The sequence below is a fragment of the Enterobacter sp. CPE_E863 genome (assembly GCF_046521465.1).
Taxonomy (GTDB): Bacteria; Pseudomonadota; Gammaproteobacteria; order Enterobacterales; family Enterobacteriaceae; genus Enterobacter; species Enterobacter adelaidei.
Genome location: NZ_JBKFZX010000002.1, coordinates 267,940 through 290,385 on the forward strand (window position 1 = coordinate 267,940; position 22,446 = coordinate 290,385).

16 protein-coding genes and 7 pseudogenes are annotated in these 22,446 nt (G+C 49.8%); 5 read left to right on the forward strand and 18 right to left on the reverse strand.

Annotated features, from left to right (window positions below):
* Positions 1-119 precede the first annotated feature (119 nt).
* The 4 pseudogenes from lacI to ACLHV8_RS23705 form a co-directional block, all read left to right on the forward strand.
* A pseudogene (lacI, locus tag ACLHV8_RS23690) lies at positions 120-1,203 on the forward strand (DNA-binding transcriptional repressor LacI).
* A 121-nt stretch (positions 1,204-1,324) separates the two neighbouring features.
* Positions 1,325-4,400, forward strand: a pseudogene (gene lacZ, locus ACLHV8_RS23695) (beta-galactosidase).
* Positions 4,401-4,417: 17 nt separating this feature from the next.
* Positions 4,418-5,702 (forward strand): annotated as a pseudogene (gene lacY / locus ACLHV8_RS23700) (lactose permease).
* A gap of 65 nt (positions 5,703-5,767) precedes the next feature.
* Positions 5,768-5,903 (forward strand): annotated as a pseudogene (locus ACLHV8_RS23705) (maltose acetyltransferase domain-containing protein); the annotation flags it as partial.
* 16 nt (positions 5,904-5,919) lie between these two features.
* Here the strand turns inward: ACLHV8_RS23705 and ACLHV8_RS23710 are convergent.
* The 12 genes and pseudogenes from ACLHV8_RS23710 to ACLHV8_RS23765 all read right to left on the reverse strand — a co-directional run bounded on the left by ACLHV8_RS23710 (position 5,920) and on the right by ACLHV8_RS23765 (position 17,483).
* Positions 5,920-6,614 (reverse strand): annotated as a pseudogene (locus tag ACLHV8_RS23710) (IS1 family transposase).
* Positions 6,615-6,779: 165 nt separating this feature from the next.
* Positions 6,780-7,568: a zinc-binding dehydrogenase gene (locus ACLHV8_RS23715; protein ID WP_407202228.1), complete on the reverse strand. Its 789-nt coding sequence runs from the start codon at positions 7,566-7,568 to the stop codon at positions 6,780-6,782.
* Positions 7,498-7,911, reverse strand: a complete 414-nt coding sequence (locus tag ACLHV8_RS23720) for an alcohol dehydrogenase catalytic domain-containing protein (RefSeq protein ID WP_407202229.1) — start codon at positions 7,909-7,911, stop codon at positions 7,498-7,500. The genes ACLHV8_RS23715 and ACLHV8_RS23720 overlap by 71 nt, the downstream gene beginning before the upstream one ends.
* A 334-nt stretch (positions 7,912-8,245) precedes the next feature.
* Positions 8,246-8,983 (reverse strand): annotated as a pseudogene (locus tag ACLHV8_RS23725) (IS3 family transposase); the annotation flags it as partial.
* A gap of 41 nt (positions 8,984-9,024) precedes the next feature.
* Positions 9,025-10,563, reverse strand: a complete 1,539-nt coding sequence (tnpC, locus tag ACLHV8_RS23730) for an IS66 family transposase (RefSeq protein WP_032669087.1) — start codon at positions 10,561-10,563, stop codon at positions 9,025-9,027.
* A 48-nt stretch (positions 10,564-10,611) separates the two neighbouring features.
* Positions 10,612-10,959, reverse strand: a complete 348-nt coding sequence (tnpB, locus tag ACLHV8_RS23735) for an IS66 family insertion sequence element accessory protein TnpB (RefSeq protein WP_000612626.1) — start codon at positions 10,957-10,959, stop codon at positions 10,612-10,614.
* Positions 10,956-11,360: an IS66-like element accessory protein TnpA gene (tnpA, locus tag ACLHV8_RS23740; RefSeq protein WP_000839182.1), complete on the reverse strand. Its 405-nt coding sequence runs from the start codon at positions 11,358-11,360 to the stop codon at positions 10,956-10,958. Before tnpA ends, tnpB begins: the two co-directional genes overlap by 4 nt.
* A 55-nt stretch (positions 11,361-11,415) precedes the next feature.
* A pseudogene (locus ACLHV8_RS23745) lies at positions 11,416-11,855 on the reverse strand (transposase); the annotation flags it as partial.
* 90 nt (positions 11,856-11,945) lie between these two features.
* The gene (locus ACLHV8_RS23750; RefSeq protein ID WP_017384060.1) at positions 11,946-12,374 is read right to left on the reverse strand and encodes a hypothetical protein; all 429 of its coding nucleotides are present in this window, start codon (positions 12,372-12,374) and stop codon (positions 11,946-11,948) included.
* Between the two features lie 3 nt (positions 12,375-12,377).
* Entirely contained in the window at positions 12,378-14,495 is a 2,118-nt protein-coding gene (locus ACLHV8_RS23755) for a hypothetical protein (protein ID WP_017384059.1), read from the reverse strand.
* Positions 14,483-16,249, reverse strand: a complete 1,767-nt coding sequence (locus ACLHV8_RS23760; protein WP_410377059.1) for a hypothetical protein — start codon at positions 16,247-16,249, stop codon at positions 14,483-14,485. The genes ACLHV8_RS23755 and ACLHV8_RS23760 overlap by 13 nt, the downstream gene beginning before the upstream one ends.
* Positions 16,236-17,483 carry a tyrosine-type recombinase/integrase gene (locus ACLHV8_RS23765; RefSeq protein WP_407224063.1) on the reverse strand — a complete coding sequence of 416 codons (1,248 nt, stop codon included), beginning with the start codon at positions 17,481-17,483 and terminating at the stop codon, positions 16,236-16,238. The genes ACLHV8_RS23760 and ACLHV8_RS23765 overlap by 14 nt, the downstream gene beginning before the upstream one ends.
* Positions 17,484-18,072: 589 nt before the next feature.
* On the opposite strand from ACLHV8_RS23765, the gene ACLHV8_RS23770 reads away from it, so the two are divergent.
* On the forward strand, positions 18,073-18,732 hold the full coding sequence (locus ACLHV8_RS23770; protein WP_223826471.1) for a hypothetical protein: 660 nt from the start codon (positions 18,073-18,075) through the stop codon (positions 18,730-18,732).
* 61 nt (positions 18,733-18,793) lie between these two features.
* On the opposite strand, the gene ACLHV8_RS23775 is transcribed toward ACLHV8_RS23770, so the two are convergent.
* The 6 genes from ACLHV8_RS23775 to ACLHV8_RS23800 form a co-directional block, all read right to left on the reverse strand.
* Entirely contained in the window at positions 18,794-19,504 is a 711-nt protein-coding gene (locus ACLHV8_RS23775; protein WP_410377060.1) for a hypothetical protein, read from the reverse strand.
* Positions 19,505-19,669: 165 nt separating this feature from the next.
* On the reverse strand, positions 19,670-20,119 hold the full coding sequence (locus ACLHV8_RS23780) for a hypothetical protein (RefSeq protein WP_000182312.1): 450 nt from the start codon (positions 20,117-20,119) through the stop codon (positions 19,670-19,672).
* A 50-nt stretch (positions 20,120-20,169) separates the two neighbouring features.
* Entirely contained in the window at positions 20,170-20,961 is a 792-nt protein-coding gene (locus ACLHV8_RS23785) for a hypothetical protein (RefSeq protein ID WP_000774871.1), read from the reverse strand.
* A 229-nt stretch (positions 20,962-21,190) separates the two neighbouring features.
* On the reverse strand, positions 21,191-21,448 hold the full coding sequence (locus ACLHV8_RS23790; protein ID WP_001052325.1) for a hypothetical protein: 258 nt from the start codon (positions 21,446-21,448) through the stop codon (positions 21,191-21,193).
* Between the two features lie 65 nt (positions 21,449-21,513).
* Positions 21,514-21,840: a hypothetical protein gene (locus ACLHV8_RS23795; RefSeq protein WP_000556022.1), complete on the reverse strand. Its 327-nt coding sequence runs from the start codon at positions 21,838-21,840 to the stop codon at positions 21,514-21,516.
* Positions 21,841-22,082: 242 nt separating this feature from the next.
* Entirely contained in the window at positions 22,083-22,403 is a 321-nt protein-coding gene (locus tag ACLHV8_RS23800) for a hypothetical protein (RefSeq protein WP_000834113.1), read from the reverse strand.
* Between the last annotated feature and the right edge of the window lie 43 nt (positions 22,404-22,446).

A 22,446-nucleotide genomic window follows, 5' to 3' on the forward strand; every position in this document is an offset into this window, starting at 1 on the left:
ACCTGTGAACTGACGTCGGCATTTTGAATCTCACTTCGGCGTGCCCCCTCCGAATGGCGCAAAACATTTCGTGGTATGGCATGATAGCACCCGAAGAGAGTCAATTCAGGGTGGTAAATGTGAAACCAGTAACGCTATACGATGTCGCAGAGTATGCCCGGTGTCTCTTATCAGACCGTTTCCCGCGTGGTGAACCAGGCCAGCCACGTCTCTGCGAAAACGCGGGAAAAGGTGGAAGCGGCGATGGCGCAGCTGAACTACATTCCCAACCGCGTGGCACAACAACTGGCGGGGAAACAGTCGTTGCTGATTGGCGTTGCTACCTCCAGTCTGGCCCTGCACGCGCCGTCGCAAATTGTCGCGGCGATTAAATCTCGCGCCGATCAACTGGGTGCCAGCGTGGTGGTGTCGATGGTAGAACGAAGCGGCGTCGAAGCCTGTAAAGCGGCGGTGCACAATCTTCTCGCGCAACGCGTCAGTGGGCTGATCATTAACTATCCGCTGGATGACCAGGATGCCATTGCTGTGGAAGCTGCCTGCGCTAATGTTCCGGCGTTATTTCTTGATGTCTCTGACCAGACTCCCATCAACAGTATTATTTTCTCCCATGAAGACGGTACGCGACTGGGCGTGGAGCATCTGGTCGCATTGGGTCACCAGCAAATCGCGCTGTTAGCGGGCCCATTAAGTTCTGTCTCGGCGCGTCTGCGTCTGGCGGGCTGGCATAAATATCTCACTCGCAATCAAATTCATCCGATAGCGGAACGGGAAGGCGACTGGAGTGCCATGTCCGGTTTTCAACAAACCATGCAAATGCTAAATGAGGGCATCGTTCCCACTGCGATGCTGGTTGCCAACGATCAGATGGCGCTGGGCGCAATGCGCGCCATTACCGAGTCCGGGTTGCGCGTTGGTGCGGATATCTCGGTAGTGGGATACGACGATACCGAAGACAGCTCGTGTTATATCCCGCCGTTAACCACCATCAAACAGGATTTTCGCCTGCTGGGGCAAACCAGCGTGGACCGCTTGCTGAAACTCTCTCAGGGCCAGGCGGTGAAGAGCAATCAGCTGTTGCCCGTCTCACTGGTGAAAAGAAAAACCACCCTGGCGCCCAATACGCAAACCACCTCTCCCCGCACGTTGGCAGATTCCTTAATGCAGCTGGCACGACAAGTTTCCCGACTTGAAAGCGGGCAGTGAGCGCAACGCAATTAATGTGAGTCAGCTCACTCATTAGGCACCCCAGGCTTTACACTCTATGTGTCCGGCTCGTATGTTATGCGAAAATGTGAGCGGATAACAATTCACGCAGGATACAACTATGACAATGATTACGGATTCACTGGCCGTCGTATTACAACGTCGTGACTGGGAAAACCCTGGCGTTACCCAACTTAATCGCCTTGCGGCACATCCCCCTTTCGCCAGCTGGCGTAATAGCGAAGAGGCTCGCACCGATCGCCCTTCCCAAGAGTCGCGCAGCCTGAATGGTGAATGGCGCTTTGCCTGGTTTCCGGCACCAGAAGCGGTACCAGAAAGCTGGCTGGAGCGCGATCTTCCTGACGCCGATACTGTCATCGTCCCCTCAAACTGGCAGATGCACGGTTACGATGCGCCTATCTACACCAACGTGACCTATCCCATTGCGGTCAATCCGCCGTATGTTCCCACGGAGAATCCGACGGGTTGTTACTCGCTCACATTTAATGTTGATGAAAGCTGGCTACAGGAAGGCCAGACGCGAATTATTTTTGATGGTGTTAACTCGGCGTTTCATTTGTGGTGCAACGGGCGCTGGGTCGGTTACGGACAGGACAGTCGTTTGCCGTCTGAATTTGACCTGAGCGCATTTTTACACGCCGGAGAAAACCGCCTCGCGGTGATGGTGCTGCGCTGGAGTGACGGCAGTTATCTGGAAGATCAGGATATGTGGCGGATGAGCGGCATTTTCCGTGACGTCTCGTTGCTGCATAAACCGAGCACGCAAATCAGCGATTTCCATGTAGCCACTCACTTTAATGATGATTTCAGCCGCGCTGTACTGGAGGCAGACGTTCAGATGTACGGCGAGCTGCGCGATGAGCTGCGGGTGACGGTTTCTTTGTGGCAGGGTGAAACGCAGGTCGCCAGCGGCACCGCGCCTTTCGGCGGTGAAATTATCGATGAGCGTGGTGGTTATGCCGATCACGTCACCCTACGTCTGAACGTCGAAAACCCGAAACTGTGGAGCGCCGAAATCCCGAATCTCTATCGTGCGGTGGTTGAACTGCACACCGCCGACGGCACGCTGATTGAAGCAGAAGCCTGCGATGTGTCGGTTTCCGCGAGGTGCGGATTGAAAATGGTCTGCTGCTGCTGAACGGCAAGCCGTTGCTGATTCGCGGCGTTAACCGTCACGAGCATCATCCTCTGCATGGTCAGGTCATGGATGAGCAGACGATGGTGCAGGATATCCTGCTGATGAAGCAGAACAACTTTAACGCCGTGCGCTGTTCGCATTATCCGAACCATCCGCTGTGGTACACGCTGTGCGACCACTACGGCCTGTATGTGGTGGATGAAGCCAACATTGAAACCCACGGCATGGTGCCAATGAATCGTCTGACCGATGATCCGCGCTGGCTACCCGCGATGAGCGAACGCGTAACGCGAATGGTGCAGCGCGATCGTAATCACCCGAGTGTGATCATCTGGTCGCTGGGGAATGAATCAGGCCACGGCGCTAATCACGACGCACTCTATCGCTGGATCAAATCTGTCGATCCTTCCCGCCCGGTACAGTATGAAGGCGGCGGAGCCGACACCTTCGCAACCGATATTATTTGCCCGATGTACGCGCGCGTGGATGAAGACCAGCCCTTCCCGGCTGTGCCGAAATGGTCCATCAAAAAATGGCTTTCGTTGCCTGGAGAGACGCGCCCGCTGATCCTTTGCGAATACGCCCACGCGATGGGTAACAGTCTTGGCGGCTTCGCTAAATACTGGCAGGCGTTTCGTCAGTACCCCCGTTTACAGGGCGGCTTCGTCTGGGACTGGGTGGATCAGTCGCTGATTAAATATGATGAAAATGGCAATCCGTGGTCGGCTTACGGCGGTGATTTTGGCGATACGCCGAATGATCGCCAGTTCTGCATGAACGGTCTGGTCTTTGCAGACCGCACGCCGCATCCGGCGCTGACGGAAGCAAAACACCAGCAGCAGTTTTTCCAGTTCAGTTTATCCGGGCGAACCATCGAAGTGACCAGCGAATACCTGTTCCGTCATAGCGATAACGAGCTCCTGCACTGGATGGTGGCGCTGGATGGCAAGCCGCTGGCAAGCGGTGAAGTGCCTCTGGATGTCGCTCCACAAGGTAAACAGTTGATTGAACTGCCTGAACTACCGCAGCCGGAGAGCGCCGGACAACTCTGGCTAACGGTTCACGTAGTGCAACCGAACGCGACCACATGGTCAGCAGCCGGACACATCAGCGCCTGGCAGCAGTGGCGTCTGGCGGAAAACCTCAGCGTGACACTCCCCTCCGCGCCCCACGCCATCCCGCAACTGACCACCAGCGAAACGGATTTTTGCATCGAGCTGGATAATAAGCGTTGGCAATTTAACCGCCAGTCAGGCTTTCTTTCACAGATGTGGATTGGCGATAAAAACAACTGCTGACGCCGCTGCGCGATCAGTTCACCCGCGCACCGCTGGATAACGACATTGGCGTAAGTGAAGCGACCCGCATTGACCCTAACGCCTGGGTCGAACGCTGGAAGGCGGCGGGCCATTACCAGGCCGAAGCAGCGTTGTTGCAGTGCACGGCAGATACGCTTGCCGACGCGGTGCTGATTACCACGGTCCACGCGTGGCAGCATCAGGGGAAAACCTTATTTATCAGCCGGAAAACCTACCGGATTGATGGAAGTGGTCAAATGGCGATTACCGTTGATGTTGAAGTGGCGAGCAATACGCCACATCCGGCGCGGATTGGCCTGACCTGCCAGCTGGCGCAGGTAGCAGAGCGGGTAAACTGGCTCGGATTAGGGCCGCAAGAAAACTATCCCGACCGCCTTACTGCGGCCTGTTTTGACCGCTGGGATCTGCCATTGTCAGACATGTATACCCCGTACGTCTTCCCGAGCGAAAACGGTCTGCGCTGCGGGACGCGCGAATTGAATTATGGCCCACACCAGTGGCGCGGCGACTTCCAGTTCAACATCAGCCGCTACAGTCAACAGCAACTGATGGAAACCAGCCATCGCCATCTGCTGCACGCGGAAGAAGGCACATGGCTGAATATCGACGGTTTCCATATGGGGATTGGTGGCGACGACTCCTGGAGCCCGTCAGTGTCGGCGGAATTCCACCTTAGCGCCGGTAGCTACCATTACCAGTTGCTCTGGTGTCAAAAATAATAATAACCGGGCAGGCCATGTCTGCCCGTATTTCGCGTAAGGAAATCCATTATGTACTATTTAAAAACACAAACTTTTGGATGTTCGGTTTATTCTTTTTTTTACTTTTTTATCATGGGAGCCTACTTCCCGTTTTTCCCGATTTGGCTACATGACATCAACCATATCAGCAAAAGTGATACGGGTATTATTTTTGCCGCTATTTCTCTGTTCTCGCTATTATTCCAACCGCTGTTTGGTCTGCTTTCTGACAAACTCGGGCTGCGCAAATACCTGCTGTGGATTATTACCGGCATGTTAGTGATGTTTGCGCCGTTCTTTATTTTTATCTTCGGGCCACTGTTACAATACAACATTTTAGTAGGATCGATTGTTGGTGGTATTTATCTAGGCTTTTGTTTTAACGCCGGTGCGCCAGCAGTAGAGGCATTTATCGAGAAAGTCAGCCGTCGCAGTAATTTCGAATATGGTCGCGCGCGGATGTTTGGCTGTGTTGGCTGGGCGCTGTGTGCCTCGATTGTCGGCATCATGTTCACCTCAATAATCAGTTTGTTTTCTGGCTGGGTTCTGGCTGTGCATTCATCCTCGCCGTTTTACTCTTTTTCGCCAAAACGGATGCGCCCTCTTCTGCCACGGTTGCCAATGCGGTAGGTGCCAACCATTCGGCATTTAGCCTTAAGCTGGCGCTGGAACTGTTCAGACAGCCAAAACTGTGGTTTTTGTCACTGTATGTTATTGGCGTTTCCTGCACCTACGATGTTTTTGACCAACAGTTTGCTAATTTCTTTACTTCGTTCTTTGCTACCGGTGAACAGGGTACGCGGGTATTTGGCTACGTAACGACAATGGGCGAATTACTTAACGCCTCGATTATGTTTTTGCGCCACTGATCATTAATCGCATCGGTGGGAAAAACGCCCTGCTGCTGGCTGGCACTATTATGTCAGTACGTATTATTGGCTCATCGTTCGCTACCTCAGCACTGGAAGTGGTTATTCTGAAAACGCTGCATATGTTTGAAGTACCGTTCCTGCTGGTGGGCTGCTTTTTAAATATATTACCAGCCAGTTTGAAGTGCGTTTTTCAGCGACGATTTATCTGGTCTGTTTCTGCTTCTTTAAGCAACTGGCGATGATTTTTATGTCTATTCTGGCGGGCAATATGTATGAAAGCATCGGTTTCCAGGGCGCTTACCTGGTGCTGGGTCTGGTGGCGCTGGGCTTCACCTTAATTTCCGTGTTCACGCTTAGCGGCCCCGGCCCACTTTCTCTGCTGCGTCGCCAGGTGAATGAAGTCGCTTAAGAAATTAATGTCGGATACGGCGCGAGCGCCTTATCCGACCAACTTATCAGGACGGAATGTTAAAAATGAACATGTCGATGACAGAAAAATAAAAGCAGGCAAGCTATTTACCGATATGTGCGAAGGCTTACCTGAAAAAGACTTCGTGGGAAAACATTAATGTATGAGTTCAATCACTCGCATCCATCAGAAGTTGAAAAAGGGTAATGACTCCAACTTATTGATAGTGTTTTATGTTCAGATAATGCCCGATGACTTTGTCATGCAGCTCCACCGATTTTGTGAGCGACAGCGACTTCCGTCCCAGCCGTGCCAGGTGCTGCCTCAGATTCAGGTTATGCCGCTCAATTCGCTGCGTATATCGCTTGCTGATTACGTGCAGCTTTCCCTTCAGGCGGGATTCATACAGCGGCCAGCCATCCGTCATCCATATCACCACGTCAAAGGGTGACAGCAGGCTCATAAGACGCCCCAGCGTCGCCATAGTGCGTTCACCGAATACGTGCGCAAACCGTCTTCCGGAGCCTGTCATACGCGTAAAACAGCCAGCGCTGGCGCGATTTAGCCCCGACGTATCCCCACTGTTCGTCCATTTCCGCGCAGACGATGACGTCACTGCCCGGCTGTATGCGCGAGGTTACCGACTGCGGCCTGAGTTTTTAAGTGACGTAAAATCGTGTTGAGGCCAACGCCCATAATGCGGGCGGTTGCCCGGCATCCAACGCCATTCATGGCCATATCAATGATTTTCTGGTGCGTACCGGGTTGAGAAGCGGTGTAAGTGAACTGCAGTTGCCATGTTTTACGGCAGTGAGAGCAGAGATAGCGCTGATGTCCGGCGGTGCTTTTGCCGTTACGCACCACCCCGTCAGTAGCTGAACAGGAGGGACAGCTGATAGAAACAGAAGCCACTGGAGCACCTCAAAAACACCATCATACACTAAATCAGTAAGTTGGCAGCATCACCTGGCAGCTGAAAGTATGAATAATAACGCCCTGACAGGATATTTTATTGCACCCTGTCAAAAGTCATACATTCTTTCCCGGTTTTTGCTTTCTCATACCGGATAACTCTATTTAAGGCTTAAGGATAACCTTCGTCCATCCTTCATCCCGCTCATCGAAGTGCTTATATCCGGCAGGAGCCTCTTCAAGCGAAAGACGATGAGAAATTATTTTGCCCGGACTGGCTTTATCGTGATGGATGAGGCGAGACAGCTGACGGTTATAGGCCTTAACGTTCGCCTGGCCGGTACGGATTGCCTGTCCTTTAAACCAGAAACTCCCAAAATCAAATGGCATCTTACCCTCTCTGGCAAGCTCCGATTCAGCCCCCGGATCCTGAGGAATAAAGACGCCAACCACACCAATTCCCCCGGTTGCTTTCGTCGACGCAACAAGACTGTTCATGGTGACAGAGTTATCTTCATGGCCATGTTTGTTACAGCACTGATAGCCAACACATTCGCAGCCACAATCCGTACCGCGTCCATCCGTCAGGTCGAGAATTTTTTGTACAGCTTCATCGCCAGTAGCATTGATGCCCGTCGCCCCCATTTTTTCAGCCAGAGCCAACCGGTCTGTGTGCGTATCAACCACAAACACCTGTGAAGCACCTTTAATGATCGCCGAATGAGCTGCCATCAAACCGACCGGCCCCGCGCCATAAATGGCCACGCTTTCACCAGGCTTCAATCCGGCAAGTTCTGTTGCATGCCAGCCGGTAGGAAAAATGTCAGAGAGCATCACATAATCATCTTCTTTTTCTGCCGCATCAGGGGGAAGAACAAGGCAGTTAAAGTCGGCAAATGGCACCCGAAGCAGTTCCGCCTGCCCCCTCCCAGGGACCCATTTCAGCAAAACCATAAGCTGCGCCTGCCGAACCCGGATTGGTAGTGAGACAAAAGCCGGTCAGACCTTTTTCACAGTTTTCGCAAAAACCACATCCCACGTTAAACGGCAGACAAACATAGTCGCCCACCTTAATACGTTCAACGCCTGAGCCAATTTCGACCACTTCACCCAGGTTTTCGTGACCCAGAATCCGTCCCTGTTCAAAGCTGGTCCGGCCCTCATACATGTGCAAGTCCGACCCACAAATGTTGGTGGTGGTGATGCGGACGAGTACATCCGTGGGGCGGACAATTTTCGCATCCGGTACGTCTTTTACTTTTACATCATAAGGACCGTTGTAAATTACTGCTTTCATGATCTTCTCCTTCTTGCGTGCGGAAAGGAAATGCTGCCCGGCGGATTGGGGTATCAATCGAGTTTAGCTGCCATAACAGATCTCGCGATCGGCGAAAGGACGATTAGGATGTTTCTTAACTAAGTGCATTGAAGTCTGTAAGACAGGTACTTACCGATGAAGGCTGCCTGGAAAACGTAAAAACATCACACGTTAATCCGGTTTTTTTAAGCAGGCAGGGGATTACGGACAGCTTTGAGCGAGAAGCGGATAAAGTAAATCTATCTCATTTCTGCATTGTGCCAGAAGTAGACATAGGTGAATTAGGTAACCCTAGTGAATCGCCACGGATAATCTAGACACTTCCGAGCCGTTGATAATACTGGTTTTCATATTCTGTCGGTGACATCTGTTCGCTAGAACCATGCCGACGCTTACTGTTATAAAACATTTCGATGTAATCAAAAATATCACTGCGGGCTTCTTCCCGCGTTCCGTAGATCTTTTTCTTTATCCGTTCACGTTTCAACAACTGGAAAAAACTTTCTGCAACCGCATTATCATGGCAGTTACCGCGACGGCTCATGCTACCCTCCAGGCCGTGTGATTTCAGGAACGACTGCCACTCATGGCTTGTGTACTGACTGCCCTGATCCGAATGAACCAGCACCTGTTTTTCGGGATTACGCCGCCATACAGCCATCAGCAGTGCGTTCAGGACAATGTCCTTTGTCATCCGGGATTGCATGGACCAGCCGATAATTTTGCGTGAGAACAGATCAACAACAACGGCAAGATACAGCCAGCCTTCGTGGGTCCTGATGTAGGTTATGTCCGTTACCCAACGCTCATCAGGAGCATCCGGATTGAACTGTCGCTGGAGCCTGTTGGGTGACACGATACTGGCCTCGCCTTTACGTGCCCGCGGGCTTCGGTATCCGACCTGAGCCTTTATTCCGACACGTTTCATCAGTCTCCAGACTCTGTTTACTCCGCACTGTTGCCCGCTGTCACGCAGATCCAGATGGATTTTGCGATAACCATAGACGCATCCCGATTCCAGCCAGAACTGTTTAATCTGTCCTGTCAGTCTCAGGGTAAGCGTGCAGCGAGAACCGTATTGACGGGGATGTGTTATTCAGTTGGCAGTGCTACGCGCCAGGGGAGTAGTTCGCTGACCCGGTTTATCGGCCAGTCCGCTATGACGTTAAGGACGTGACGGAGGTAGCTTTCTGGCTCCACTCCGTTCAGTTTGCATGTCCCGATCAGGCTGTACAGCAGCGCTCCCCGCTCTCCTCCATGATCCGAACCGAAGAACAGGTAGTTTTTGCGGCCCAGGCTGACCATCCGTAGCGCATTCTCAGCTATGTTGTTATCTGCCTCGGCCCAGCCGTCGTCAGTATAGTAAGCCAGCGCCGGCCACTGGTTCAGTACGTACGTGAACGCTTTCGCCAGTTCTGAGTGTCGCGACAGCGTTTTCACCTTTTCACGCAGCCAGCTTTCCAGGGATTTCAGCCGCGGTTTAGCTTTTTGCTGACGTTCTGCAAGGCGTCGCTTCGCCGGCATTCCCCTTATCTCCGCTTCAACGGCATACAGCTCGCCGATACGCTTCAGGGCTTCATCCGTCAGCGCCGACGGTGTGCGGACGTGCACATCGTGGATTTTACGGCGGGCGTGAGCCCAGCAGGCGGCTTCCGTTATCTGGCCATCGCGGTACAGCTCGTTGAACCCGGCGTACGCATCGGCCTGCAGCACACCACTGAACCCTGCAAGATGGGTCTGAGGGTGGATGCCTTTTCTGTCCGGGCTGTAAGCGAACCACACCGCCGGCGCGACTGCTGATCCAGCGTTGCGGTCATCACGAACATACGTCCACAACCGCCCGGTCTTCGTCTTCTTATTGCCCGGCAGCAGCACCTGGACCGGGGTGTCATCGGCATGGAGTTTACCGTCGGTCAGGACATAGCCCTGAAGCGCCTCTTCCAGCGGTGACAGCAGCCGGCAGCATGCATCCACCCAGCCCGACAGCAGTGAGCGGCTCAGCTCCACACCCTGGCGGCTGTATATTTCTGACTGCCGGTACAGCGGGGTATGTTCTGCATACTTTGAACTCAGCACGCGGGCCAGCAGCCCCGGTCCGGCGATACCCCGCTCGATGGGACGTGAAGGCGCGGGGGCCTGCACGATGGCATCGCACTGAGTACAGGCATGCTTTTCACGTACTGTCCGGATAACCCGGAAGGCGCTGCGCATCAGCTCCAGCTGTTCGGCGGCATCTTCACCCAGGTAACTCAGCGCACCACCACATTCCGGGCAGCATGACGCTGCCGGCAGCAGCCGTTTTTCGTCACGGGGAAGTGATTCAGGGAACGGTTTGCGGGTACGGGTCTGCCGCAGCGGGCGCTGCACGGCCGGGTCATCCACCCGGCCGGTAAGGGTATCGCTTTCTTTCTGCAACTGCTTAAGGTCGGCTTCCATCTGCGCGATACGGCGGGAGACTTTTTCGGAGCGGCTGCCGAAGTTCATCCGGCGCAGCTTATCCAGTTGCGCCTGCAGGTGATCTATTTCGCGTTCACGCTCGTTCAGCTTTTCCTGAAGGGCACGGTTCAGCGCCTCCTGTTCGGCAAGGAGACGTTTCAGTTCATCGATATCGTCAGGAAGTAAGCTGTTCATACCGGGTATATTACCAGGCTCATTCAGCGTCGACCAGGATAAAGAGGCCTACAACATAGTCAGTGACGTAAGCAGTCTTTTAGGCTGCCGCCAGTCGATACCTTCAAGGAGCATCGCCAGCTGTGCCGGTGTGAGGAACACTTTGCCATCCCGGGCTGACGGCCAGGCGAAGCGGCCGCGCTCCAGCCGTTTGGTCAGCAGACACAGTCCATCGCCGGTAGACCAGAGGAGCTTTACCTGACTGCCATTACGCCCACGGAAGATAAAAACGTGACCTGACATCGGATCGTCTTTCAGCGTCGTCTGCACCTTTGCCGCCAGGCCGTTGAAGCCGTTTCTCATATCGGTGATGCCAGCGACCAGCCAGATCTTTGTCCCTGATGGTAATGGGATCAACGTTTGAGCTCCCGTATCAGCAGGTTCAGGATATTTTCGCTGATGGCACCATTCAGACGGAGTGATCCGTGCCGGAACGTCACTTCACAGCTGATATTGAGTGATTCAGGTGCCGCAGCAGCTACAGGTTGTGACCGGGGGGAGGTTGCAGGGACAACATCTTCGGTATCAAGTGTTATCGGGAGCAGCTCAGGCACGTTGTTTTCTGTTGTTGAAGGAGGACGTAGTTTTCCTTCGCGCCAGTACTGGCGCCACTTGAACAGCAAATTATCGTTGATCCCATGCTCACGAGCGAGTTGCGCTACGGAGATCTCTGGTCGATGCGAGAGTTCAACCATTTTGATTTTGAACTCAACGGGATAATTAGGGCTTTTTTTACGCACTGCGGTTAATGATTTCATGGATAGCGTCCACCATATTTGGTGTCCACTATCCTCTCAGGAATATCAGGATCTGCCAGACGGTGCTGAGACGACGCTTACGTCTCAGGTCTGCCTGATGGCGTTGTGAATGCGGCTGCTGAAGCCAGGCGTAAAAACCACTGGGATGAACATCCAGCACCCGACAGAGCAGGCGAACAGGCCAGCAACAGGAGTTGTCACGGATAAAGGCGTACCTCAGTCGGACAGCTTTGCGAAGTACGCCGCGGCTTTTTTTAATATGTCCCGTTCGTCGGTAACCCGTTTCAGCTCTTTCTGGAGACGGCGGATCTCGGCCTGAGCATCTGACTGTTCTTTATTAGTGGAAGAATCCGGACCGTACTTCTTTATCCAGGCATAAAGGCTGTGGGTGGTGATATCGAGACGTGTTGCAACGCTGGCAACAGAATAACCGCGATCAACAACCTGTTTGACTGCTTCAGTTTTAAACTCTTCAGGATAACGCTTACCGCTCATGGGCACCTCTCTTTAAGTCATCTTAAATGACTCTGAGGTGTCTGTTAAACGCGTGGCGATTCACCTCGCGTCCTTCCGTTCAGTATAGCCTCAGTCCCTGACACCACCCGAGAACGGAATGACGTCCCCTTTCTCCCTCCCGGTGTTGCGTTCAAGCTCCCTGACATACTGCTGTAAAAGTATAAGGTTATGTAACAGCTCTACATTTTCAGCCATCATCTTTTTGATTTCTTCCCTCAGCTCATTTCTCTGACGGCGATACTTTTCTTTCAGCTTGATCTGCTGCTCAATGCCCTGCTCATCAACCGGCGCGGTGCCCTGGCACGTTTTTTTCAGACTGCGGATAGCCTCCCTGACCTGCCTGTACTCAGGACAGTTATAATTCAGGGTGCCGTTTGCCAGCCCCGCTCGTTTTTCCACAGCATACTGGCTGATACGCTCCCCTGATAACATCAGTTCCCTCAGGGCCTGCTCTGCTCTTGCCTGTGTTTTTTTAACCCCCGACTGTTCGTTCGTCATGCTCTATTCATCCTTTTCAAAAAAGCGGACAGCATCTGCATAAAAATCTCTCTCAAGCATCAGAAAATCCCTGTCAGCCTGAGGAGCATTATTTCGCACGGCAATCTCCAGAAGGTTGTCATAATGAGCCATCCTGCGTTTCCACACGGGAACAGAATCAGCTCCGGCCAGCATGTTCTCACATCCCGGATTGCAGGACGCTGACTGAACAACCGCCTTAAACTCGCAGTCATGGCCATTCATGCAATAAAAACCGTTTCCAAGAGATACCAGTTTTTGCCCGCCTCGTTTAGCCATGCTCATCGCTTTTTTCAGTGTAGGAAACGTCATCTGATGTAAGTGCCCACCTCTCTGGGACATCAGTAACTTCCCGCCTTCGCCATAAAGCAGGCCTTCATGCTGATAAGAAACAGCCCTGGAAGCTGAGAGTTCGGTATCAACCCTTTCAATCTCGGCAGCGAATGCCTGAGGGATCGCCCGGCTAAAATGCGAAGCGTTGAGTGCACCGGACATATACCACTCCGTCATGCCTCTGATTAAGTGCTTAAACTGCCGGATAAGATCATTAGTAGAAATCAGATCAAGACGCCTGAGGTGTACAGCAAGTGAACGGCGAAACTGATGGGTTCGCAATGGCCAGAAAGCCCCCTCCCGAATCTCCATCGCAACGCGTTCATCATCACGTATGTTTGGATTTAAAAGCCTGAACTCATCAATATGGTCACGTCGGATGAACAGATGGTGTCTTTTCACAAATTTCTTTGCCCACTCAGTCTGGCGCTGCGTCCCCATAAAAGAGAGTTTTTGCTCCGAGAACCACGACCTGATATTTAAAGACAATGGAACATTGTCCAGCGTCTTCCCGTCCAGGCCTGTCATGATTTGATTAATTCTGCGTAAATGCTGAAAAGGCTTTTCCACATAGCGACAAACAACCCAGTCTTCGTGACTTCCACCTTCCGGGGCGAACTTATGCAACACCGAACGAAGTCCCAGGATATCACCATCATAAATCAGTGAACCGTGCATCACGCCAAGCACTTCGCTGTGTCTCATCCCCGACATGGCCTGTATCACATTCATGACTTTTAACGTCAGCTCAAAATGCCAGGTGTTCAGCTTTATGTGATCAACGCCAATAAAATCAGATCTCCAGCGCTTATTTTTATGTACCGAGAACCAGCCCTGCATCCCGGGGCCAAGTGTCGCGAAAAGCGCCCGAATTTCCCCGGCAACAATATTGTAGTAATACGCGGCCCGGTAATCCGGTATGCTTTTTGCTGTCCCTCTTTTACGGGCTTCCAGCATCGACGTATAGTAAGGCGAATCATAAAAACCGTTTATGATAGCGCACAGCCGGGAAAACCCGTCAAAATCGAAATCACTGATTTCAGCATCCAGTTCAGTAATCAGCCCTTCCCAGACAGACATCATAAGACTGAAAGGCATACAATATGTCTGGTTTGAATCATCCACACTGTTGTAACTGTCGAAGCTAATATCAGGAAAGTAACCGTATTTTCGAAGACGGGTATGACCTGTCAGCGAGATATCCGCCAGGTCCATAAAGTAATTACGTAATGTTCTTTCAGAACGCTTCCTGCCGTGCTCATCCTCCTCCTTCATCTTTACAATGAAAGCATTCCGGACAAGCGGAAAACGAAGCTGAAACAGACTGCGATACCCCATAGACTCAATAATACGGGCTCCCGCCACAATGTTTGCACATTTCCGGATCAGTGACTGCGTCTTCGCGGTCCTGCCGACAATCCAGAGCAGGCTGGCTGAGATGATTTTGGCTTCAAGACGCAGTTCAGGATCCCGTATGCCTGAAAAATTAACGGTTCTTAACGTTTCACCAATATGGGTTCTGACATAGCGATTGGTCCAGACATCATCCCTGAAATAAATATTCAGCGTCTCCTCATTGATAAAACGCATATCATGTTCATCTGAGCTGGCGATAACCAGGCAGTTATTCAGACGTTCAAAGCTTTTGTTTTCTAGTGCCTCACAGATGATATCCTCAGTCGGAAACTCATCCCCTGAACGAAGCGGCGTTCCGGCAGGAAACTCCGCCATTCGACTACGGCTTACCTCTTTTTTCTTCAAATCTGCCATACCGGAGCCACACCTTCTCGCTGAAGTTTAACGCGCGCTTTTTTCAGGGTCGCCTCATCTACCAGCCCAAGCCGTAAATCAATCTTCAGGAGTAACGTTTCATAACGCTCCACAGCATTGACCGAACCGATGTACAACGGTTTTCCATACTCGATAGCATGCCTGAATGACAGCAGGAGCCATACAGACTCCAGCGTTTCCACAACGCAACTTTTTGAACATTCGACACAATGAGAAAAATCCGCACAAGCCTTTGGTGTCCGGCCAAATCGTTTTTGCTTTTTTATAAAGCGCAATTCAATATCTGTAGGCGGCTCCTGCGATCGACATCCCAGGCCATTCAATAAAAGATCCACACCCTCATCGCTTCCACGCAGATCGATCCCCAGCTCATCAGCAACTTTTACCCGCTCGGATAACGCACGTGTCGCAATCCCCTGATTCATAAGCGTATCAAGTGCAGCACTGAAGTTTTCCTTCGCCCCCTGTGGGTTACCTGCAGCATAATTCCGCCTGTAAGTGCCCCAGTTATGCTGTGCTTTTTCCGCCGTAATCAGACCATTCTTTAATGTTCTGTCCGTATACTGCTCAGACGTTTTGCGCAAGCCAGAAACGGTAATTGATGGAAGCGAGGGATTAAGCTGCCGCATCGTGGCCCACGCCCCCTCAGAGTTAGAAAATTTAGTCAGATGACTGGGATTAAGAGAATAAAGCTTACGGAATTTCACCTGCGGCTCACTCAGAAACAGCGCCTGTACCGGAGGGAAGTTATCTGCGGAAAGCAGATAGTTAACGATGTCGTCCCTGAGCCTGATAAAAGACAGAAACCAGTAATAGCCCGCACGTTTGGTCACATACTCCGATTTACCTATCGTCAGACGTATATACTTATTCGCTCTCCCCTTATAAACATAATCAGTGCTGATACCCTTTTCATCCAGATGTATATCATCCCGCGTCAGACCCAGAACCTGAGAGGTGTTTCCCCATGTGTGGTAACAGAACAGAAAAAAAGAAGTAAGAAAGTAATTTTCCAGAACGTCCCTGATGATGATCTCTGCCCTGCTGACCCCGTTCTCTCCCGGATACCGGAAATACGCTTCATAAACAGGTGCCAGCAAAGACGGTGAGAAATGCCGCACCCCTTTTTCCGATTTAGCGATATGCTCCCGGATACATCCCGCAAGGAACTCATTCATGGATGACAACTGCCTCAGGATCTCGGAAAGTTCATTCCTGGTATAGCTATCCCTTCCCTGCTGCTGATACGTTCCTTTCGGTAAGAATTCATATTCATACCGCCTCTGAATCTGCCCGCCCGTAAGCAAAAACCGGTTGACCACGGACAAGTAGTGTCTTGCCATCCTGACTGAAATTTTTCGCCGACGAATATCGTTCATGAGATGTTTAATATACATTTCAACGCCTTCAGCCGTGCCATAGTCATACTGATTGACTGACTGCCATATAAAAAACATATTGAGATAACGGAAAATGGTTAACCTTCCGGCGGGACGGTAAGACAGAAGAAATCGTTTCAGAGAGGCAATAAAATCGCGTTTTTCAGGGCGGGCAAGATGCGAATGTTCACTAAACCATCCGGGGAGCAACACATAATCTGAAAAATGAGCCTGAAGATAAACGTCAAGTAAATAATATCGGTTCAGATCCCGCTGAGTGATGTGTCCGCTGACCGTCTCCCATGACAGCACATTTTCGGCCATCCACGTTATCTGCGTTTCACTCCGGCTCATATATGGCTCCATCGCGACCTGCAGCACCGTCAATCAATGCGTCCATGACCCCGGCGACTGCATCAGAAATCTGGTTTTGCTGAAGAAAGACGATGTATTTCATCGTCGTATTTTCGCTTTTATGGCCCATCCAGTATTTTACTGTACCCAGCGCATTTGCGGCCTGATCGGGATAGCAACTCAGTGCCGAGCGTAAAAAATGGGTCGCAAACGTTGCCCGCAAATCATGGGGTTTATGTCTGAACACATTTCCCGGAGCAGACCGGGCCAGGCGATGGCGAAAACTGTACCAGCGGGAGTAAAAGGCTTTTTCAGACATCCGTTTCCCGTTTGCCATTAAAAATAAAGGCTCGTGCCGCCCTTCCCCACCCTGTCGTGCACGCCATTTTTGGATCTTCTTTTCATACTCCTCATCCGCCAGATAATCCAGAACCTGCTCGTACAATCGTCTGGTGATGAAGAGTTCTCGCGTCATCCCAAACTTCGTATGAACTCCGCATCTCGGACCAATATGAAGCCCCCTGATGGTCAACTCAGATACAGGGACACTGGCAAGGTACTCTTCAGTAAAGAGTGACGACGGCAGGGTCAGCATTTCATCCAGCCGTAGCCCACAATTTTTCATCAGCACAATCATTAAACTGAACAACCCGGACTCAGATTTCAGTGCCTCATCCAGGATATGAACCTCTGCATCATTCAGTGGGTTGATTGTCCTTTTTGTTGTGCTGGTTATCCTGATGGCAAGATCCGAACTTATCACCTTGCGTCGCCCGTCAACGACTTTTTCGACCAACGTAAAAAATGAGCTGGCAGCCAGCTCACCACACTTGCCCAGAAATACGTAAAACCGTCGGATAACGCTGATGTACACCGCCGCGGTGGATGAGGCGATGCGCCCCTGCCTTACGGCCCCCAGAAGATACTCCCTGAAGCCATATGTAGGGCTTTGGTATTTCAACGTTCCCGGGGTGAAAGGGTCAAGTCCGTTATCCTCCAGCCACCTTATCCAGCGTAAAAATGCCCGGGCTAAAGGCTTTAAATCCCTGGCCTGCAGGATAGCTTTATCCATAAGATAAAAGTGTACATATCGGCTCAGTTTTCGATTCTGGATGCCGCTAATATAAGGTATTTCAGCATACAGAAATCCGGGTTCAAATTTCAGTTTCGGCTCTGTTGCATCCAGTTTGCTGACACGCCCATAACGCGCATGAATGTTAATGATTATCCTCACAGTCTGTCGCCCTGAAACGCCACCTCATGCCTACACTATAAATCCGGAAGAAGAAAAAACAAACAACCAGGTTGCCGGGAGTGAATATGCAAATCAGGAGGAAAGTAAAAGATGTAACGACACCATCACGATGCAATACATTGACCTCAACACGTTACCCGGACCATACGTGATAAACATCACAAATCCTTTGAGTGAAGAACTTAAGATGTGATTTTCATTTCCCGGCACAAACCGTGCCCTTAAAAAACAGGCAACGGATACATCTTAATGCCAGAAGTAAACCTTAATTGATTGAATACAGCCTGAGTCCATTGCAAAAATAACACACAGGGTAAATTCGCATATACAGAACCCAACGAAAAGCAAAAGAAACCTGTAACACATTTCGTTTACCTGTCACTTTCAATTGTAAAAGCCAGCAGAAAAAGCGCATATAACTATATTTATCCCTGCGGGGACTTTTGTTTGTGCTATATATTTTTTACAGAGAACCGCAACGCGTCCAAACACAAGAATATATTTACCTCTGGAAAATGGTCTGACTCCCTTTCACGTGGTTGTAGTGACCTGTTCTGTGATTCATGTAATGTCTTTTCTGGATGAGGAAAATATGTCATCACTGATATTTTATACAGACGAAGCACAAGCACTGATTGTAACAGATACCCTTGCCGTCACCGATAATGGGGAGCCGTTATCTTTTGTTTCCAAAGCAGGTTACATCCCCCAGCTAAGAACCATCATAGCAGGAACGGGGGCAGGTGGATTTTCTAACACCTGGTTGCTTGAAGCATCAACCAGAATGGTCGTATCAGGTATACAAAATCTCAATTATCATACATCGGCCTGTCTAAGGAGGCTGTGGAAACAATACAAGCATGACCATGCAATTCCCTCTTCTTCAACGGTGACAACCAGTGTTTATCAGTTCGCAATTTGCGAGGAAACAGGAAATATCGTTTCGTTCGCCTATCGCTCAGTCCATGATTTCGAATCAGAGCAATTACAATACGGAACAGGAGTAAAACCTGAGTGCCAAATCTTGGATGGGGATTTGTTGCAGACAATTCCTGTAATGATGAATGAACAAAGGGCTATACAGGCGACATACCCACACCCGGAACGGATCCATATTGGCGGTGAGATGATTGCGCATTATCTGACATCATCTATGTATCAATGCTTTAAGATTGGGGAATTTGAGGATTTCAGAACTCAGGGAGAGTATATATTGAGCAGGATTTAGGCAAAACGCGGTTCAGATAAAGTGCTTTTAACAGGCTTGCTGAACATTAAAAGGATATCTCTCAATTACGATGAATAGCTTGAATTCTAAAAATAGAAAAGTAGAGTTTAACTCTAAATACATAAAAACAAGAGTAAGCGAGTACCCTGCTTCGAACGGATGCCGGGGCGTTTTTCAGGTAACGAGCTTTGGCCTGGCGCAGGGGCGCGATTTTGTAGTCGGTTGAGCACTGTCGGGTAGAAGAATTAGTCCAGGTCGGAAGTCCGCGCCCAGTCAGAATGCGGCCGACCCAGCTCTGCGTAAGAGACGGTCGGGCGACAAGGACTGTGACCGGTAGCTGGTGTTCAGCAATGAACATTCTGAGCTGGTTGAGAACCTGTGAAGCCTGATAGTGCATCTCAGGGTTTTCGATCAGCGTATCGGACATCTGAATGAAATGATGTTCGCTGATATTTGTGCCGTTACGTACTGCCCTGATCAATGCCATCAGAAACAGGTGCAGAAGAGAATGGGAGTCTTTGCCGCCACTGTATCCCACGCACATTGTCCAGCCGTCCGTAATAGCCTGATAAATAGCAGATGTGGCTGACATGACCAGAGAAGAAAGACTCACAGTCTCCTTTTCATCGGTATAGTTCAGATCGGCATCGGTTGTCAGGGTCTCCCAAACATCCGCCCATTTATCATGTTTCAAAATGGCAGCATTAGCCGCCTCAGGAAAAATAACTTCTGAGGATAATTCAAGGAATGAGTCGCTTTTTTCAATAAACATATATTTTCCTGAACCACGGTATATGCTGCATCACTGATATTATTAGAACTTTAAAATAACTACAGCGCAACCATTTAGCGAAATTATATTAAATCAAAATCACGCGGATTTAATGTCAATATATATAAAAATAATCCATTGTAATTTAATCACCCGGCACAGCTATTAGTTATAGGTTGGCGGCGTAATAAATGCCGTATTATTTGTTTTCAACTCAGACAGCGGAATAAAAGGAGTGTTAAGAGTCATGTCATCACCACAATGGCGTGGTAGAGCTGAAAGCTGAAATGAATCTTTCATCACCCTAATAACCGGGCATTCCGTACGTGCTGATGGCATTACTTCCCGCAGCATCGCTTCCTGCTTTATGCTGTCGCTATGCTTATATTCATCCATGTCTTTTATTTCTTGAATTTCATCTTCACCACAAAATGACCAGTTAGCGTCATAGAAGTAAAACTCAGTTAAATGAAGATCGTTTTCTTTCACGTATGCCGCCAATTTGCGGATACGCTGTTCAAGCATTGTATCTATCCGTAAGGAAACACTCTGCGGAACGTCACTTGCAAATTCATTGATACAATCAACGGTAGAAACTATGAATTTATTGGTCATGGCAGGCTCCAGGCCACCGGGGAAACCGGTGGCTACGGTAATTGGCAGGCTTAAGCGCCGCAAAGGGTGTCAAGGGAAGGGAGAAGCTTGCTCAGCTTGTCGTAATCGAGCGGAGACAGTTCTGTAACGAGTTCGACCGAAAGACTAGTGTTGTCTTCTTCACACAGAATATAGATTCCGTCTTCTGGCTCTTTTCCGGCACATGCCTTCAGTCGTTTGTTAACGACCTCCTGGGCTGAATCCGCTACGTCGCAGCTCAGGACATAGCTTGCCACATAGCTGCTCTCACCGTGGTAATGCGTCACTTTACACAGAGCATACTGGATACCGGCTTTGTGAGCCTCATTCATGAGACGAGAAAACTGACAGCCATCCTGGTAATAGTGGGTATCCTTTGTGACCAGAATAGTCATACCCCCAAATTCATCTGTCCGGCTTTTACTGCATGTAAATGCAGCAGTAATTGTTACCATTTCCGAGAGGTCGAATACCGACAGCACGGCAGTTGTGAGGCAAATTGCATGGTCAAGATCAATGGTCTCTCCATGAAAAACTGCCAGCCCACTGCTGGTAACTTCTGTTGCGAACAACAGTTCATAATTGCAGTCTGGGCAGGATGGTTGCCCAAAGCTCGGCTCAGAAGGGTCATACTCAGGGTGGTTCTCGATAATACTGAGGATCAGCTTCTCAGTCAGAGAACAATCTGTCAGTGGCTTATCAAGCAAACGCTCACCTTCTGCAATTTCTGCTTCGGTAACGAATGTGATTGCTTCTTGTGCCATTTTTGCCTGCTCCTGAGTGCAGGGAATAATAAACGACGCCTGAGTATAATTATCTGCCACAGTTGACTCCTTGATTATTTAATTAATGTATTTGATGAGAAGATCATAACAAATACACTAATACCAACTAATAACCTGAAGGCGTTTTTTTAGAAAAAATATTAAGAAGAAGAATATGAACACTACCTCATCTTAAATTAATATCATTCAGGATTAATATTCATTTTTGCAAATAAAAACCGCCAGACGGCGGCTTTTATAAAGAGGGAAATATCATTGGAAGTTGAAATTACTTCACGGCAGGCCGACAAATTACGCGACTGCTGTGAGCTGAAGCGAAACTTGTAGAGGAAACTATAATCACCTTTTCTAAGTCGTCGGCACTGTCAGCAATATGATGCCGGAAAGCCTCCTCTGCATCACCAGGGGAGTCGGCTTCGACCAGGTAGGCCTGATCATCATCATCAAACATAATGCGCCCGGAAATGAGATAAAGTCGGCTCAAATCTGGCGTTGCTGCGCTCGTGCTTCGTTCGTTCAGATTCATTTTTTCTCCGTCTGTTGCTCGTAAAAAGAATGACGCCGGTTTAAAAGGCGTCGCCAGGGTTCGGGCTAAAACGCAGGGTTGCCATCGAGGAAGCTCATTGGCTGGCCAATAGCGGATGCCACCCTGAGAATTTCACCTGGTGTGGCATAACGCAGCATTTCAGAGCGTCCAAATTTCTGATACTCATCTACTGACATCTTTCTCCACTCTGGGTGAGGATCTTTTCCGCACAGTGACCAGTTGCTTTCAGAGGAATCACGACGGAGAACGTACACATCAAGCGAGGCTGTAAGCCCACTTCCATATCCCCGCTGCGCTACAATACGAACCTGAGAACCATCGTCGCGTTGCAACGTCTGGGTTAATTTCGTGATAGGATCCTGAGAATGCATGCCATTTACCTCGTTTTCAAAAGATTTACCGTAAGTAAATGATACCGAATCGAGAATTCTGGCTAATAGGTCAGAAGAAAAAATAATGAATATTTTTGAAGTGTAGGATAATGATTAGAATAAAATGGCCTGAATAAATCGCTAGCGGTTAAATCCGCTTATTTCAGAGAAGCTCTGATTTAGTAGTTAGGGAAAACGATGCGGTGAAAAGTAACTTTTACACCGCAATTCAGAAAAAAGTTTCAATTAGTCACATTACGAATAACCCGGCTTACTTTCGCATGTGCGTTCCCCTGGATGTTAAAGTAAAGCCCCTCAGGCAGACTCGTCGCCCACTTAACTCCTCGCTCAGCCATACGCTTCGGTGTTTCCAGCCAACCACGAGGAATATTGCCCGTAACGTCACCGATAACCCGTGAAATGCATGCTGCTACCCGGATGCCGCCGGGAATATCGCATTCGGATTCAACAATATGCATAACCTCAAATAAAGCACCATGCCGCTGGACATGATCGCCAATGTGCAACTCGATAGGAGAAACCATTTCTGTATCTGACTTCATATCTGTCCACCTTTAATTTAGAAACCGTCTAAATTACCAATAT